The organism is Chloroflexota bacterium, assembly GCA_018825785.1.
Classification (GTDB): domain Bacteria; phylum Chloroflexota; class Dehalococcoidia; order JACVQG01; family JAHKAY01; genus JAHKAY01.
In genome coordinates this window covers 1-14,763 of record JAHKAY010000044.1, presented here as the reverse complement: position 1 = coordinate 14,763, position 14,763 = coordinate 1, and the positions used below count along the sequence as shown (strand labels likewise).

Sequence of the window (14,763 nt, the reverse complement as noted above, 5' to 3'; positions counted from 1 at the left end):
GGGGTGGGGGTAGGTGTGGGAACAGGGCCCGTGAAGGGTGATTCTACAGCCCCTATGTCTGGAGCGAAACCACTGTAGTTCCAGGTATCGTCCTCTACATTGTTGTTGATACCATCTATCACTGCGGCTGCATCAATAAGGGGTGAACTCTGTACAAGTCTGAGGTCACCATTGGCAGCGTTTACCCAGTCGAGGCTAGCCATGTTTCTGGACCAACCATTTGCCTCATTGCCTGTTCCTGCTTTATAGGCACCCAAGTTGAGGTACCTGGTGTACCACCACTGCACGAACTTGGCACTGTCTGTAGTATACATCACGTTGTAGTCCGTGACAGCTATACCGCCGTTTCCTACCATACTAGTAGTCTCAATAACATATCTGTCAGACATAAGGGCAGAGTTCAAGATCATAAAGCTGGCAAGGCCAGAGTTCTCCTGCGCGACATTGTTACCAGGAGTAACGCCACCCTCGGCTTGGAGGTACTGACTTTCATGTATTAAGTACCACATACCGTTAGAGGAATTACCAGCTTTGTACCCTACTCTACCTGCTCCCCAAGGTCCGCCCAGGTCTCTAAGGTCATAAGACTGGTTTCGTATACTGTAGGCTGGTCCTATTGTGATTGGGTCAAGAGATATGGCACTCATGCTGCTATGAATAACATTATCCCAGGCAGCGACATTCATAGCTGCCCCATCAAACTGGATGCCATTATCCCAGACCCAGCTTATATTATTCTCGTAGATGTCTGAGTTCCTATACCAACCTCCTCGTACATCACCTTCACCCATATCTGAAATACCATCCGAACCGCCTATGACGGTATTATGCCAAACAATATGTCTTCCCCCGAATGTCGGGTCTGTCCCTCCAGTCTCCTGCTTTACACAAATAGCATGGCCAGTCCCATTCTGGTTGCCGGCTACCACATCTCTTCTCTTGAGGTAATTGTCCACGATGATCGTCCGCTCGGAGTTGCCGGAGGCATAAATTCCCGCATAGGCATCACCAAACGGTGACTCTATATCCCAGTCGGTGATTGTATTGTTGTCGAGCCAGCGCCATGATTTTAGCCCAAATGGATATGAGGTTACTCCTACAACCTCATTCCCTGCCTTTCGGATAGTCAAGTGGTCAAGGCGCTGGTAACTACCATAGAGAAGGATGACGCCATTTATTAACCCATTCCCTTCTATTATTACATTCCCGGCTTCTCCCTCCCATTTCGTGACCCGTATCCAGTTGTCAGCTGTACCGTTTGCGCCAAGAACTGCTTGAGATGTTAGTACGTAAGTGCCGGGTTTAATCCAGATACGGTCCCCAGCTTGGGCCATGGCAAAAGCAGCGTTAATCGTTAGCTTCGGTGTCTCGGGAGCCAAGCCATTATTCGCGTCGTTGCCATCGGTAGCCACATAGACAGTCCTTAGAGATGGTTCAGGAGGCGTTGTGTCCAGCGTGGTAATTTGCCCAGTCAGAACGGATGTACCATCAAAAGTGATGCGCACATCATAGGTGATATTGGGGCTGAGGCCGAAGATCTTGGCCTTGGCGGTGTTTGCCGTCCAGTTCGTCCCCCTTGGCGTCGAAGCTCGCGTGTCAACGTAGATGAGGCGGCTATCGTAAGAGCGCCAGGTGGAGTCGGAAATCCTCCTATATTCGAGTGTGGTAGTGGCAGGCGCTTGGGAGAAACTAGCCACTACTGATATGGTGTGGAAGTTTGCATCCAGCGTAAGAGTCCCCGGCACCTGGGCAGACGCCGGGGCTGCGGGCAGTATCGGGGCAAGGGCAAGCAGAACTAGAGCGGCGCCCGCCAGCAGCCTCACTGTCCCGAGCCCGCCCTTCCGCATCAAACCGTGAAGCTCCCTATTGGAATGTGGGTCTCCGGCATCTGGTGCTGACCAAACTGGGACTGGGCCCGGCACACGGCGAGGAACCCAAGGGAAGGCAAAAGAACCCTGATGAAATTAACTACTCTTGACATCTTCTCAACCATATCTTGACCGCTCCAAGTCTAAAACAAAAGTGGGAAGCCGTTCAATAGCCCGTTCGTTCCAGCAGTGATAGTACTGACGACCCAACTGTTGGTAGTCGAGTCCAGTCCCCATGAGGCACGCGCAGGTGAGAGCGGCCATAGCTAGGCTGGTCAAGTTGGCAATTAGCTAAGACAGAAGGGTCTTCTTGGCCTAATTCAGATGGGATCTTCTGACCTGAGCCGATACTTCAGGATTCTGGCGGGGTTACCACCTACCACTGCATGTTGGGGTACGTCCCTAGTCACAACCGCCCCTGCGCCCACGATTGATCCCCGTCCAATTCTCACGCCTCGCAAGATTATGGCACGCGCGCCTATCCAGACATCGTCCTCAATGATGACTGCCTCTGATACACCACCTTGCACTCTCATTGGCCTCTCCAAGTCAGAATATATGTGCTCGCGAGAGATTATCATGACCTCCGGGCCCATCATCACATCCTTGCCAATCTTCACAAGACCGATCCGGGAATCTATACCCAAACCCGAATGGTCGCCAATTTCTATCCCGCTTCCGCTACCGAAGTCTACACCGTGTTCGATATTCGCGTTCTTACCGCATTTGTCAAAAATGTGTCTGCAAAGAACATATCTTACTTTTCTCGCAATTCTCCCTCCATATGGTTTATAGGAAACAGGAAGATATCTGGCAAACGAGTAGTACATTGCAAGAAAGAAAAGCTTCGAGCTAAGCTTGACTACGCGTTTCGTCCTAAGCTTCATGGCTAACAGAAACGTGGCACTCCACTTGTTTACGCGGGCCACTTGGTGAAGCCTCATGCCATTTCCCCCCTGTCATCGCTTCCTCGCGCTCCCCGTTATCCATGAGGGGAGAAAGCCTTCTTCCCTGACTATCCCCTGCATCACTCCCAGAACCTTCTGGTAGGGGCCAGCCAGTCGGCGGGGGAGAATTTCCTTGGCCTTGGCCAGAGTAGCCAGGTCCCCTGGGCGGAGAGCCCCCACAGCCACTAGTCCCAGGAAATACACAGGGACCCCCAAGGAGAGAGCTAAGACAAGTGCAGGAAGGTTGCCCCACAAGCTATACACCAAAAACAGGACCAGGCCCATCAAGGAAGCGGCCAGGGCTGTCCTGGCCCCGTCGGCCAAGGGCCAGAGGGCCCTGGTCTCCCTGTAGACTAGCCAGATGTATATAGGAAAGGACAGTAGCTGCAAACTGGAGGTAACTAGAGCAGCCCCCAGGATGCCATAGCGGGGAATTACGAGCAAGTTGAGCCCTATGTTCAGGGGGGCCAGCACGAGATTCACCCTAAGCGCATAGGCTGGCTTGTCTATGGCGTAGAGGACATGGAGGCAAAGGGTGACAAAGACAAGAAAAGCGGCCGGGAGAAAGACTATAGCCATTGTCCGGATAACAGGGGTATAGGCTGCCCCATAAACCACATTTACCAGAGGGGTGGCCAAGGCAATGCCCCCCGCTACCAGGGGCAGGGCCAGGATCATAAGGTAGCGGGCTGAGGTGGTATAGACAGTCTTTAGCTTGGCCAGGTTCCCTTTCCCGAACTGCTCCGACAGGGTAGGAAGGAGCACCCCGGCCAATACGGCGGGCACCAGGGTCATCAGGAAGCGGGGGAGCTTGACCGCCAGGCTATAGAATCCCACCTCTTCATCGGGACGGAAGAGCCCCAAGAAGAAGACCTCGGGACGCTCCCAGAGGAGGTAATGGGCCAGGAGGATGCCCGTCATGGCCACGGCGTATTTCCGGGCCCTGGCGAAGGCCTCCGGGGTCAGGGGGGCCCGTAAGAGGCTCCTCAACGGGATGAACCGGTTGAGAAGGAAGATAGCCACTCCAAGACCCAGCACCCAGATAAACAGGTCCAGGGCGAGCTGCCCCATGGCAGCAAACCCCAGGTAAAGGAGAAGGACGGCCAGGACAAGGCGCAGGGGGATGGTAACCAGGGCCTGGATGGTCCAATATTCAAACTTCTGAAGTCCGGCAAAGATAGACTGGAGAAGATAGTAGAGGTTATAGGGCACCACTGCCAGGGCCACCAAAACCAGAAAGAGGGGGCTATGTCCCTTTCCCAGGATATGACTGAGAGGCACCGCCAGGAGTAGAATCGCCAGGGATAGGGCCAGACCGACCAGCAGACGGCCCCTGAATACCATCCAGATTATTCCCTTGGCCTCTTCCCTTTTGCCCCCTCCAGAATATTCGGAGATGTATTTGATGGCCGCAGACCCCAGGCCCAAGTTCACCATGTAACCGCAAAGGGAAATAACCCAGATATAGAAGGCATAGGTACCATAGGCCTCCGGCCCCAGCCCTCGGGCCAGAATGATGGAAATGATGAAGGAAAGGGGAATAGTGACAGCAACATTTGCCAGGTTGAAGAAGCTGTTCCGGACCACCTTCTCAGCCGTGCCCCCGCTGGCCTGTGCCCGGGATTCCGAGGAAGGGCTATTTGGTGTATTCAATGACTGCCTCTCTGCAATACCTGTTCTATTCGGTCAGGCGCTATCATTCCGCCTTTGTTTTCCCATCAGCTTTCTGCCACATGTTTCCCCCAGGGCGGTTAGTAGGGCCAGCCCGCTCCGCACCACACCGATCGTCCCTCGCCTGAAAAGGCGCGGCCACCCCGGCCTCTTCCCGCCCCCCAGAAGGTGCTCGAAATAGGCGTGCCCCACCCGCCGCGCCCCTGCGTGCATCAGGCAGTGGGCCAGCCCCAGTCTCTCAACCCTCAGGGCTTTTTCAATCCCCAGGAAGACACGGTCACCTGCTATCAGGTTCAACCCCAAGCGCCGGGCCCCTCGAGGGGCGATAGATTCCAGAATAGGCAGGGGGACAGGGGCACCCAGAAGACGATGGGCCCGGGCCAGGGAAGAGTAGAGGAAGTTCTTTGTCCCCGTAGAAGGTAGGGCCTGGACAATGTAGGGCCAGCTTAGAGAGGTTTCATGTCTTTCCAGAAGCCGGGCAACATCAGAAAGCCAGCGCAGGGCGCCATTGGCGTGCTTAGTGAGGTGATAGGCCAGGAAGAGGAGGTTATCCTCGGGGGAAAGGGTAAGCATCCGCGCCCCATCTACTGAGGCGTAGCCTGCCCGCTCCCAAATGGCCTTCGGGTCTAGGGGCACCAGCGCCTCGTCGCTTAGGGCCCAGTGCAATTCAATGAGAAGGGGCGGCGACCCTGGCAGGTAGTACGGGGGGTCATGAAAGGGATGGCCCTCCTCACGCGCTTTAATACTCCTATAGCCTAGGGAGGCTAGGGCTCCGCGGCAAACGGGTAGGGCTCCAGGCTTGACCAGGATATCAAGATCAGAAACCGGCCTCAGGCTGAGATCCCCGTAGAGGGTCTCGGCCAAGATGGGTCCCTTTATGGGGATTGCCTCTATGCCCAGGGTGCTGAAATGGCCCAGGACCCTCTTCAGCTCAGAAAGAAGGAGAAGGTTGCGATGGAGGACCCAGGACCTCGCCTTCCCGAGATGGAGGCGGCAGGAGGTAGGCACTAGGTCATCCAGATGATGGGAGTCTATGGCCTCATCCAGCAGGGGGGCGATGCCCTGGTCCTGGGCCTCCCTCAGCACATAGGGCCAGTCCAGGGGCTCTTTGAGGAGGTGGCACAGCCTTTCCTCTAGTTGGGACCTTGTCCGGGACCCAACTGCCAGGAGCATGAAACTCCAGGCGCGTTCCTTCTCAGTGCCAGGAAGTCCCCCCCTGACACGTTTCTCCTGGTCCAGGAATTCTCCTCTTTCAGGATGGGTGCCAGAAAGGGGAGGCCTCCCTCCAGGCAATTTCCTCATCGGCACCACACCAAAGGCGGAAAACCCTCAGGGTTTGCGCCAGTCTGCGCTTGAGCCGCGTGGGGGCAAAGCCCCTGGCCGCATTCATCACCAGGGAGATGCCATCTCTCTGAAAGAGCAATCACGGGCAGGCCCTGAAAGCTTCCCATTGATATTGAATGCCGAGCCAGTGGCGGCCTCTTTGGCCAGCCATCGTCGGTGGAGCCATCATCAATTGCGATGAGCTCAAAGTCCTGATAGGTCTGGGCCAGGACGCCGTTCACCGCCTCAGGGAGGAGGCGGGCCCGGTTATTGGCTGGGATGACTACACTTACCCTGGCCATGATTTTTGTCGGCTTCTCCCCTTTTTCTCCAATAGCTCCAGCCAGAGTTTCTCGTAGTCCGCCACCATTTGCTCCTTGCTGAAGTTGGCGAGCACCCTGGCCCTCCCCTTCTCCCCCATAGCCTGACACCTTTTGGGGTCCTCCAACAGGCTAGTCACCGCCCTTGCGAGGGCCTGGGGGTCGCCGGGAGGGACGAGAAGTCCACTGACGCGTGGCTCCACTAGCTCTGGATTGCCTCCGACCTCTGTGGCCACCACGGGCTTGCCCAGGGCCATGGACTCCAGAATGACATTGGAGCAGCCTTCCTTGTCCACGGAACACTGGACAGCCACGTCGAAGCTACCTATGTAGGAGCCGATATCCCTTTGAATGCCGCAAAATGTAACAAGGGGGGCTATGCCCAACTCAGCAGCTTCTGCCTCCAGAAGGGGGCGTAGCTGGCCATCCCCCAGCAAGGCAAAGCGGGTCTGGGGCTGGTCATGGCTTATTATCCTGGCAGCCCGGAGGAAGGTCAGGTGGTCTTTCTGAGGGGAGAGGCTGGCCACTATTCCCACCACCTTCCCATTGGGCGGGACTCCCATCTGGGCCCGAACCTGTGCTACCTTATCAGGAGTCGAGACCAGGCGGTCCAGGTTTATGCCGTTGTAGATCACCCTTGCCCGTTCCGGCTTGAGGCCTCTTTTCAGTACGTATTCTCTGCCCGCCTGGCTGTTGGGAACCACCCCGTCGGCAAAACGGGAGAGGAAGTCCTCAATGTTGCGGTAGAGGCTGTTGCGCCAGCTTGCCCTTGCGCGCAGACCACAACGCTCCGTCACTATCTTGACAGGGGTGCCTGCTGCCAGGGCAGGGACAAGGCCGTAGAGGGTAGCCGGGGTAAGGTAGGGTTGGACCACATCCACCCTTCTCTTGCGCAGCAGCCGGAAGGCCCTGTAGAAGGCCCAAAGGTCAAACCAGCCCTGCCGATTCAGGGAGACCAGCTCCACCCCGGCAGCTCTGGCTTCCTCCTCCAGCTTTCCTCCCGAGAAGGGGAATAGGGTTGCGATTATGGGCTTGAACCGGCTCTTGTCCATCCCCCGGGCCAGCTCCAGGAGTTGCTGCTCCGCCCCCCCTACCGCCAAGGCATTGACAAAGAGGGCCACCACAATGTGCTTATCTTCCATCCTATCCTTTCTCGGGGGTCTTCCAGGCCAGACTGGTCAGGGCCAGGGAAAGGCCGGCCAGCACAAAGAACAGGGCCGAACTATCCATGATGTTATGCAGGAAGGCGTTGACAGCGTAGGTCACCACTGCCCCAGCACCCCCCAGGGAAAGGCCCTTGAGGAAGGGACTACTTGCCCTGCGATAGGCCTCTACGAAGTTCCAGAAGACAGCGCCGAAGAGGAAGAGAAAGAGGAGCAAGGCCGGAGTACCAAAGGAGAGCCAGACGTTGAGAAAGTCGTTGTGCACCGCGCTGGTGCCCAGGGAATTGCCTGCCCCGAAGAGCTCGAGATAGTAAGGGCTAATGCTGGCCTCGTACTCTAGTGAGGTGCTCTCATAGTCGCGGTGTCCCATGCCCAGCACGGGATTAGCCTTGACGATATTCAGCCCTGCCTGCCAAAAGACCATCCGGGTGGCGCCGCTCCTGTCCTCGGTGAAGCTGGTCCTGTCATAGCGGTTTCCCACCATGTCGGTATACCACCAGAACCCTGCCCCCACCAGCAGCAGGGCTAGCAGGAATTCCCTTCTCAGCCTTCCCGCAAAGAAGAGCCCCATCGCCAGCCCCCCCGCGGCCAGGGCGTAGGGCGCTGTGCGGGTATAGGTGAAATACAGCCCCAGGCTCAAGGCCAGGCCTGAGGCGACCATGCACCAGGCCTTTTTCCCCTTTATGCTGCTCAGGAAGAAGACACCTATCAGGACTACGATGATGGGTGCCAGCCCCCAGCTCAGTTGCGGTGGTGCCTCGGCCAGCCCTGGGGCTCTGTTCCCGAAGCCAGACCTGGTAATGGGGGAGACCATAAAATCCCATGCGCGCCAGATGGAGTAGTGTTGCATCACAGCTAAGACCCCGGATATGGTGCCCGCTATAAGAACCACGACACTCCAGAGCTTTAGGTCCCTTTCCTCCCTGGCCAGGACGGGAAACAGAAACACCGTGACCAGCCAAAAGGCGGTGTAACGAAAATACTTGAACGTGTATCCGGGGTCAGTATAGATGGCGTTGGAAAGCAAGGTCAGAGCAAAGAAGATAACCATAGGTGTGATGAGTCGCCTTGCGCGCGGGCCCAAATCCAGCCCGAAGCGGGCCACGTATGGCAACAAGAGCACTGGCGCCGCCATCGTCCACACCAGCCTAGTGCTGACCTGCAATCCCCCCACAGGCACCATGTAGTTGGCCGAAGTCAGCTGGCCCACTGTCAAGGAGGCCAGGAGCCACGCCGGGCGGTGTACGAAGCCTAGGAAGGCCATCACCACCTGGGCAGCCAGCACCAGGAACAAGGCGGGCTCCAAGGGAGAAACTGTCATCCCCACCACCAGAGCCATGGCCAAGATGATTGCGAAAGGCACCGCTAGGGGCCACCAGGCCCTCTGAGTCGTAGCTATCATCTCAGGCCCTCGAAGACGGCCAGATACTTTTGCCTAGTGACTGACCACCGAAATTGCTCGTAGGCCGCCTGGCCTCGGGCCGCCACCGAGGCTCTCTTTTCCGGGTCCCGGTAAAGCTCCAGCACACAGCGGGCCAGGTCCCTCTCATCCCCCGGGCGGAAATAGAGGGCGGCCCCCTCCGGGACATATGCCTTGAAGGACTCGTGCGCGCTGGCCACCACGGGCTTACCCATGGCCAAGTATTCGGACAGCTTATTGGGCAAGCAGTAGACCTTAAACTGCACGGTCACTATTCCCACATCGGCACCGGCAATAACTTGGGGCATCTCCTCAAAGGGGCCCCATCCCAGAAAGCGTACCCTGTTTTCCACCCCAATCTCCCGGCACAGGGCCTCCAGGCGAGGGCGGTATTCCCCCTCCCCCGCTATCCAAACCTCCACATTGGGGATTTCGTCCAGAAGCAGGGGTACTGCCCGTAGCAGCGTCTGAACACCATAGCGCTCCAGCAGGCTGCCATGGGTGACGAGGCGGAAATGCCCGTTCTCTTTGAGCACGGTGGGTACGGGGCGGAAGATTTCCTCATCAGGGACGTTCTCCACAATTGATATCCTCGTGGCGGCAATGCCTCTTGCCGTGAGGTTCTCTTTGTGAGTCTTAGCCACTACTATGGTGTGGTCGGAATAGGCTATGCACACCCGCTGCAGCAGGCGCAGGAGCCGGACCATAGGGTGGCCTTCGCCAGCACCGAAAACCTCGGCGAAGTTCTCGGGCATCGGGTCTCGCACATAGAGGACCACCTTGGCTCCCAGGAGCTTGGGTACCAGGGTGGAGAAGACAAGGATGTCGGGCATATTGCTCACTTCTATGACCTGATACCTCCGGCGGAGGGAAAGGAGGGCCAGTTTGAAAAAGGCCAGGAGAAGGAAGGCGGAATACTCCCAGAGATACCGCCAAAGGCTGCCCCGGTGGTGCTCCACCGGCATGCGATATACCTGGACCCCGTTGACCACCTCTCTGGCCTTCTCCCCCATTTTCCTCAGGCAGACCACGTCTGCCTCCCACCCCGAGGCCAAGAGGGCTTCCGCGTCCCGCTTGAGGTGGTTGTCGTGCGGGTAGTACCAGTGCCGGACAAGGCACACCCTTCTCTTTCTCTGCTGGTCTGCCATGCCTATCGCTCCATTTCCTGCAGAACCTGCTGGTAAAGCGAGACAAGGCGGGAGGCGATCTTCTCCAGTCCCATCTCCCCCATCCTCTCCCTCCCCTTGGTCCTGCCCGAACCGATGGCCAGGCGGAGCTTGTCGGCTATTTCCCCGGGTTCCCAGCCGCACAGGAAGCACCCATCGGTGCCGCCAATGAGCTCGGGGATGTCCCCGACCGGCGTAGCCACTACGGGCAGGTTGCAGGCCATGGCCTCCTTGACCACCATGGGCGAGCCCTCCCCATCGGAGACAAGTACCAGGACGTCGGCGGCGTTGAAAAAGAGGGGCATCTCCTGGTAAGGACGGCCGAAGACATACATAAGCTCAACGGCCGGGTCCTTATCCTTGGCTTCCTGCGCGGCTGCCCCGGCCAGGTCAGGCCTCTTACAGCCTTGCGCGTAGGAGCCCACAGACATGACCAGTTTTCTGTCCGGGGACAGGCCCAGCCGTTGTCGGGCCTCGTTCCTGGGGATGGGCCTGACCCTCTCCAGGTCAATGCCGCAGGGGATGACAATCACCCGACCCCGCCGGAGATGGGTTTTCATTTCCGGGGATACCACAATGACGCGGTCAACAAGCGGGGCCAGCCAGCGGCAGAGCCTACCCTGGTTCTTGAACCTGTTGAGGAAGACCTCTACCCCATGATAGGTGACTATCACTGGGTAGAAGAACTGGGCCCGGGCGATAATTCCGGAGTAGACATAGTGGGCGTGGATAAGCTGATAGCGACGGCTGAGGAGGCGCGCCCACAGGCGGAAGAAACCCCAGAGATAGTTCCAGCGGCTCTTCCTGCCGTTAACGAAGAGGACATCCACCTCTATCCCCGTTTCCCTCAGCGACCTCACCTGCTCCTGGACGAAGATGCCACCGGCAGGTTGCTCCGGATTGGGATACATGTTGGTAACCACCAAGACCTTCATTGCCTTCCCTCCGGGCGCGGGTTGAGCTGGGCGGGGTTAGAGAGGAAAAGGCCATTGAGCAGAGTGTGATAGCGGTCCATGTAGCAGGCCAGGGTCTCCCGGGTTATCTCGTCGGACAGGGGGGCAAAGTCTCCCCCTGTGTCGTTGACCCTGAAGGGGTGTGCCCGCGCTAGTCTCTGGTAGGCCTCGGTGAGGGCGGAGAGATAGCGGGGGTCTGTCTGCTCCTGCTTGCGCTGGGCGAGGACGGGGTTGGGAGCCTGGAGGAGGAAACTCATGTTGGGCCTGGGGCTCAGGGCCAGGAGCAGCCGGATAGCCAGCCAGCTGGCCCAGTCTCCAGGGGCCAGGGAGGCTTCCAGTTCAGCGGCGGCGTCCCATGCGTAACGGTCACAGACCACCACCCTGCCCCGCAGCATGGGCAGCCTGACATGGATCGAGTACTGCCACAGCAGGTCCAGCACCACCAGGTAGACCCAGACCGCCCGCCGCAGGGGACTGGAGAGTGAGACTTTGCGGTCAACCCAGGGCCTGCTCCCGTCATCGCCGCGCCGGAGCAGAAGCCTCCCCGCCCCCCGCAGGAGCCGGTAGGGGCCTGAGGAGGCGCAGCGGCTCCAGAAGTACTCCGCCTTGACACACTCCGACATGGCGCTCACCAGGGCCATGGCGTGCTGCGTCTTGCCGGTGCCATCGGCGCCGCTAAAGGTGACCAGGAATGGAGGCTGGAAGTGCAGCCGGCCCTTCACCTTTACGCCCCGGACCAGGGTCAGGACGGTGTCCCGGGGCTTGGCCCACAACCCCCCCTTCCGGTCTTCCCACACCTTCTTGTAGTAAAGAAGCTTGCTGAACAGGAAAGATACCCGGAAGGGCAGGACAGGCTCCCGGCGGAGCAGGCGCCTGTAGTACCTCAAGGCAAGCGGACTCAAGCGGGTTTTCCAGCTCTCTATGGACGGCTCGGGGAGGGATGCATGCCCCCACAGGCGCTCCTCCAGGTGGGCCCAGAGGAGAAGGCAGAAATAGAGCCCCTCGCCCCAGCCCCTGGAGCGGGCAACCCTCTCCATGTAGTCAAAGTCCAGGCCCCCCTGGGCGCAGCATCTCAGTTTCATCAGGTCAGTCAGGGTAAACCTCTTGTTCTCGTAGAAGCTATGGGCCACGGTGATAAGGACGATGTCCTCAGGGGCAGGCACCATGGTCGCCCCATAAGGCCTCACCCTTTGCCACAAGGCCCCTTCGTCCATGAACCCTACCCCCCAGCCGATGCGGGTGTGCAGATGGAGCTTTGAGGTTATCCTTCCCTCTCTGACCCGGGCAAAGAGGAACTTCTGGGGCTCTTCCGCAATCTTTAGCTCAATGTATCCCAATCTTGTCAAGACAAGCCTGGCCTTTGCCTCCTGTTCTGGCCTCACCAGCACATCCAAGTTGTCGCTGGTATAGGGGAAGGCAGGCGCCGCCTTGATGAGGACGGGGGAAATGCCTTCATTGACCAGAGATGCTTGAACCCCAGAGTAGTCGGACTCAAGGGAAGAAAGGAGGGCCTCATGGGCGTCATTTTCCCTCTTGAAGTTCTCGGTCCTGTAGAACCAATTCCAGGCGGGGTGAGGCATCAGACCCAGGAGGGGATACCTGTTCTCCTTCAACAGCTCGAGGAGGGCCTCCGGGGGTTCCCGGAGCCCATCCACGGGCGGCTGGTCTGTCACCAGCCGGGCCGCCAGTAACGACAGGGTGCTCACAGGGCCTCCTCCTGGGCCAGGGCGATAACCCTCTGGGCCACGGCCTGCCAGGAGTAGGGTGCCACCTTCTCCCTCGTGTGGCAGCTGTTCTCGGACTGGGCCCTTTCCAGGGCGGAGAGGAGTTCCCTGTCCCCGGTGGCAAAGAGGAGGCCCTGCCCTTCCTGAAAAAGGTCGGGCAGGCCTCCAAAGCGGGTAGCCACGACCGGCAGGTTACAGGCCATGGCCTCCAGGACCGACAGGGGGACCTCTATGGAGGCTTGTTCTGAAAGCACGGGAAACAGGTAGCAGTCTGAAAGCTGGTAGACCTCTTCTATGCGGGGCAGGTAGCGGTCAAGGACCACTATTCCCGCTTCCTTCAGGGGGTCCAGCAGGCTCCGATTCTGACTATGAAGGCTACTGGCCACCAGCAGGACCTGACACCCCAGGGCCTGCCTCACCCGGGGAAGAAACTCAATATTCCGCAGCCGGCTCAGGTGCCCCACATGGAGGACGACAAAAGACGCCGGGTCCAGGCCGTACTTTGCCCTGAGGCCAGCCTTCCTTTCCCCTGACACCGGGGAGAACCTCTCCGCATCCACCCCCCCGGGGAGGAGGCCCACCCGGAAGCCCAGCTGGCCCATGGCCTCCCCGGTCCGCCGGCTCTGGACCAGGATCCTGTCCGGGGCCAACCTGGGGGCCAGGGTGCGGCCAAGCCATCCATAGGGGTGGGGTTGAAGGGCCACCAGGACCACTTTGGCCTGGGGCCAATAGAGCTTGAGCACCCGGCTGCGAAGGAGGCCAAAGAGGGTGGCAGAGGAGGAGGGTACGTAGCAGACAATCCCCGGCTTGAACTGGCGGAGCCTCTCCCTCAGCCTCCAGCCGAGCAGCAACCTGTTGGTCTTAAGGGGGATGACACCGTCATGCGGCCCGGATGCCCGGGGAGAGAGAGCCAGCACCTCCCAGTCCCTGGGCCAGGCCGCCAGCAGGGAAGAGGCGAATTTCCTTGTCCCTTCATCCTGGGGGCCCAGGAGGTTATCTGCCACAAAGCAGACCCGCCCTCTAGTTCTCAAAGGCCACCCGGGCATTCCTGTACCACTCCACAAAGAGGGGTATACCCCTGTCTATGTCCACCTGGGGCTGGTAGCCCAGGAGGGCCCTGGCCTTGGAGAAATCCCCGCGGCCACCCCGGACATCCCCGGGATGGGCAGGAAGATGCTTGACCCGGGCTTTCTTCCCCATGCCCTCTTCTATGAGAGAGACCAGGGTGTTTAGGCTTACCTCCCGGCCCGAGGCCAGATTGAACGCTTCAAAAGGCGGGCCCTGGTAGGAGAGGGCTGCCTCTATGCCACTGACCACATCCCCCACATAGGTGTAGTCTCTCACGGAGGTCCCGTCGCCAAAGACCGGGACCTCCTCCCCCATTTCTATCTGGCTGGTAAAGAGGCTGACGGCCATCCCGGGCTTCTGGCGCGGCCCGTAGACGGTGAAGAAGCGCAGGGCCACGCTCTTGAGGCCGTAGTTGTAGCTGAAGGTGTGGCAGAGGAGCTCTCCGGCTATCTTGCTGGCAGCATAGGGGGAGATGGGGGAGTCCAGTTTTTGGGTTTCCTCAAGCGGGGACTTGCCGTTGAGCCCGTAGACCGAGGAGGAGGAAGCGAAGACAAACTTTGACACGGAGTGGGCCCGGGCTTCCTCCAGGAGGTTTAGGGTGCCCCGGATGTTGACCTCTTCATAGAGTGCCGCCTTGGCCAGGGAATCCCTGACCCCAGAAAGGCCCGCCAGGTGGACAATGGCGTCAAACTTGTGGCGAGATAACGTCTGCTCCAGGAAAGCCCTGTCCCGAATGTCGCCCTGAGCCAGCACAAACCGCTCATGGGAGGAAACGGAACGCATATTGGCTCGCTTCAGCGCCGGGGGGTAGGTCTCGTCGAAGTTGTCCAGGCACACGACGTGGTGTCCCTGGCTCAATAGCCTCTCCACCACATGGGAGCCTATGAACCCCGCCCCGCCCGTGACCAGCACGGTCCTTGCCATCTTCTATTCCTCCGTGGCCCTAGGAATTCCCTTTTTGGTGAGACTTCCGTCCAAGGGCGGGACCCCGCAGGACTGACGGCCGGGTGTCAGGCCCCCTCCTCCTTAGACTCGCAAGCCAGCCCCGGACCCGCCCCGTCCCCCGGGGAGACCCCTGGCCCGGGCCTTGTTCTGCTGGGCCAGAGGTCTGGTGACGGCTATTTCTCCTGAAATAGATAG

The 14,763-nt window shown here is 59.0% G+C and carries 13 protein-coding genes; all 13 read right to left on the bottom strand.

Going from position 1 to position 14,763, the window contains the following annotated elements:
* Nucleotides 1-1,850: hypothetical protein (locus KJ624_06450; GenBank protein ID MBU2009455.1), on the bottom strand; the 1,850-nt coding region annotated here is incomplete at its 3' end.
* Nucleotides 1,847-1,993 (bottom strand): hypothetical protein, encoded by a 147-nt coding sequence (locus KJ624_06445; protein ID MBU2009454.1) that lies wholly within the window; start codon nucleotides 1,991-1,993, stop codon nucleotides 1,847-1,849. The genes KJ624_06450 and KJ624_06445, both read right to left, overlap by 4 nt.
* A 195-nt stretch (nucleotides 1,994-2,188) precedes the next feature.
* On the bottom strand, nucleotides 2,189-2,755 hold the full coding sequence (locus KJ624_06440; GenBank protein MBU2009453.1) for an acyltransferase: 567 nt from the start codon (nucleotides 2,753-2,755) through the stop codon (nucleotides 2,189-2,191).
* 72 nt (nucleotides 2,756-2,827) lie between these two features.
* The gene (locus KJ624_06435) at nucleotides 2,828-4,468 is read right to left on the bottom strand and encodes a flippase (GenBank protein MBU2009452.1); all 1,641 of its coding nucleotides are present in this window, start codon (nucleotides 4,466-4,468) and stop codon (nucleotides 2,828-2,830) included.
* Between the two features lie 33 nt (nucleotides 4,469-4,501).
* On the bottom strand, nucleotides 4,502-5,659 hold the full coding sequence (locus KJ624_06430) for a nucleotidyltransferase family protein (protein MBU2009451.1): 1,158 nt from the start codon (nucleotides 5,657-5,659) through the stop codon (nucleotides 4,502-4,504).
* Nucleotides 5,660-5,784: 125 nt separating this feature from the next.
* Complete coding sequence (locus KJ624_06425; GenBank protein MBU2009450.1) at nucleotides 5,785-6,111, bottom strand: glycosyltransferase; 327 nt, start codon at nucleotides 6,109-6,111, stop codon at nucleotides 5,785-5,787.
* Nucleotides 6,099-7,271 carry a glycosyltransferase gene (locus tag KJ624_06420; protein MBU2009449.1) on the bottom strand — a complete coding sequence of 391 codons (1,173 nt, stop codon included), beginning with the start codon at nucleotides 7,269-7,271 and terminating at the stop codon, nucleotides 6,099-6,101. Before KJ624_06420 ends, KJ624_06425 begins: the two co-directional genes overlap by 13 nt.
* A 1-nt stretch (nucleotide 7,272) precedes the next feature.
* Nucleotides 7,273-8,694 carry an O-antigen ligase family protein gene (locus tag KJ624_06415; protein MBU2009448.1) on the bottom strand — a complete coding sequence of 474 codons (1,422 nt, stop codon included), beginning with the start codon at nucleotides 8,692-8,694 and terminating at the stop codon, nucleotides 7,273-7,275.
* Nucleotides 8,691-9,860 (bottom strand): glycosyltransferase family 4 protein, encoded by a 1,170-nt coding sequence (locus tag KJ624_06410; GenBank protein MBU2009447.1) that lies wholly within the window; start codon nucleotides 9,858-9,860, stop codon nucleotides 8,691-8,693. The genes KJ624_06415 and KJ624_06410 overlap by 4 nt, the downstream gene beginning before the upstream one ends.
* 2 nt (nucleotides 9,861-9,862) lie before the next feature.
* Nucleotides 9,863-10,813 carry a glycosyltransferase gene (locus tag KJ624_06405; GenBank protein ID MBU2009446.1) on the bottom strand — a complete coding sequence of 317 codons (951 nt, stop codon included), beginning with the start codon at nucleotides 10,811-10,813 and terminating at the stop codon, nucleotides 9,863-9,865.
* Nucleotides 10,810-12,537, bottom strand: coding sequence for a nucleotidyltransferase family protein (locus KJ624_06400; protein ID MBU2009445.1), 1,728 nt, complete (start codon nucleotides 12,535-12,537; stop codon nucleotides 10,810-10,812). Before KJ624_06400 ends, KJ624_06405 begins: the two co-directional genes overlap by 4 nt.
* Nucleotides 12,534-13,586: a glycosyltransferase family 4 protein gene (locus KJ624_06395; GenBank protein MBU2009444.1), complete on the bottom strand. Its 1,053-nt coding sequence runs from the start codon at nucleotides 13,584-13,586 to the stop codon at nucleotides 12,534-12,536. Before KJ624_06395 ends, KJ624_06400 begins: the two co-directional genes overlap by 4 nt.
* Nucleotides 13,576-14,547 (bottom strand): SDR family NAD(P)-dependent oxidoreductase, encoded by a 972-nt coding sequence (locus KJ624_06390; GenBank protein MBU2009443.1) that lies wholly within the window; start codon nucleotides 14,545-14,547, stop codon nucleotides 13,576-13,578. Before KJ624_06390 ends, KJ624_06395 begins: the two co-directional genes overlap by 11 nt.
* Nucleotides 14,548-14,763: the final 216 nt, after the last annotated feature.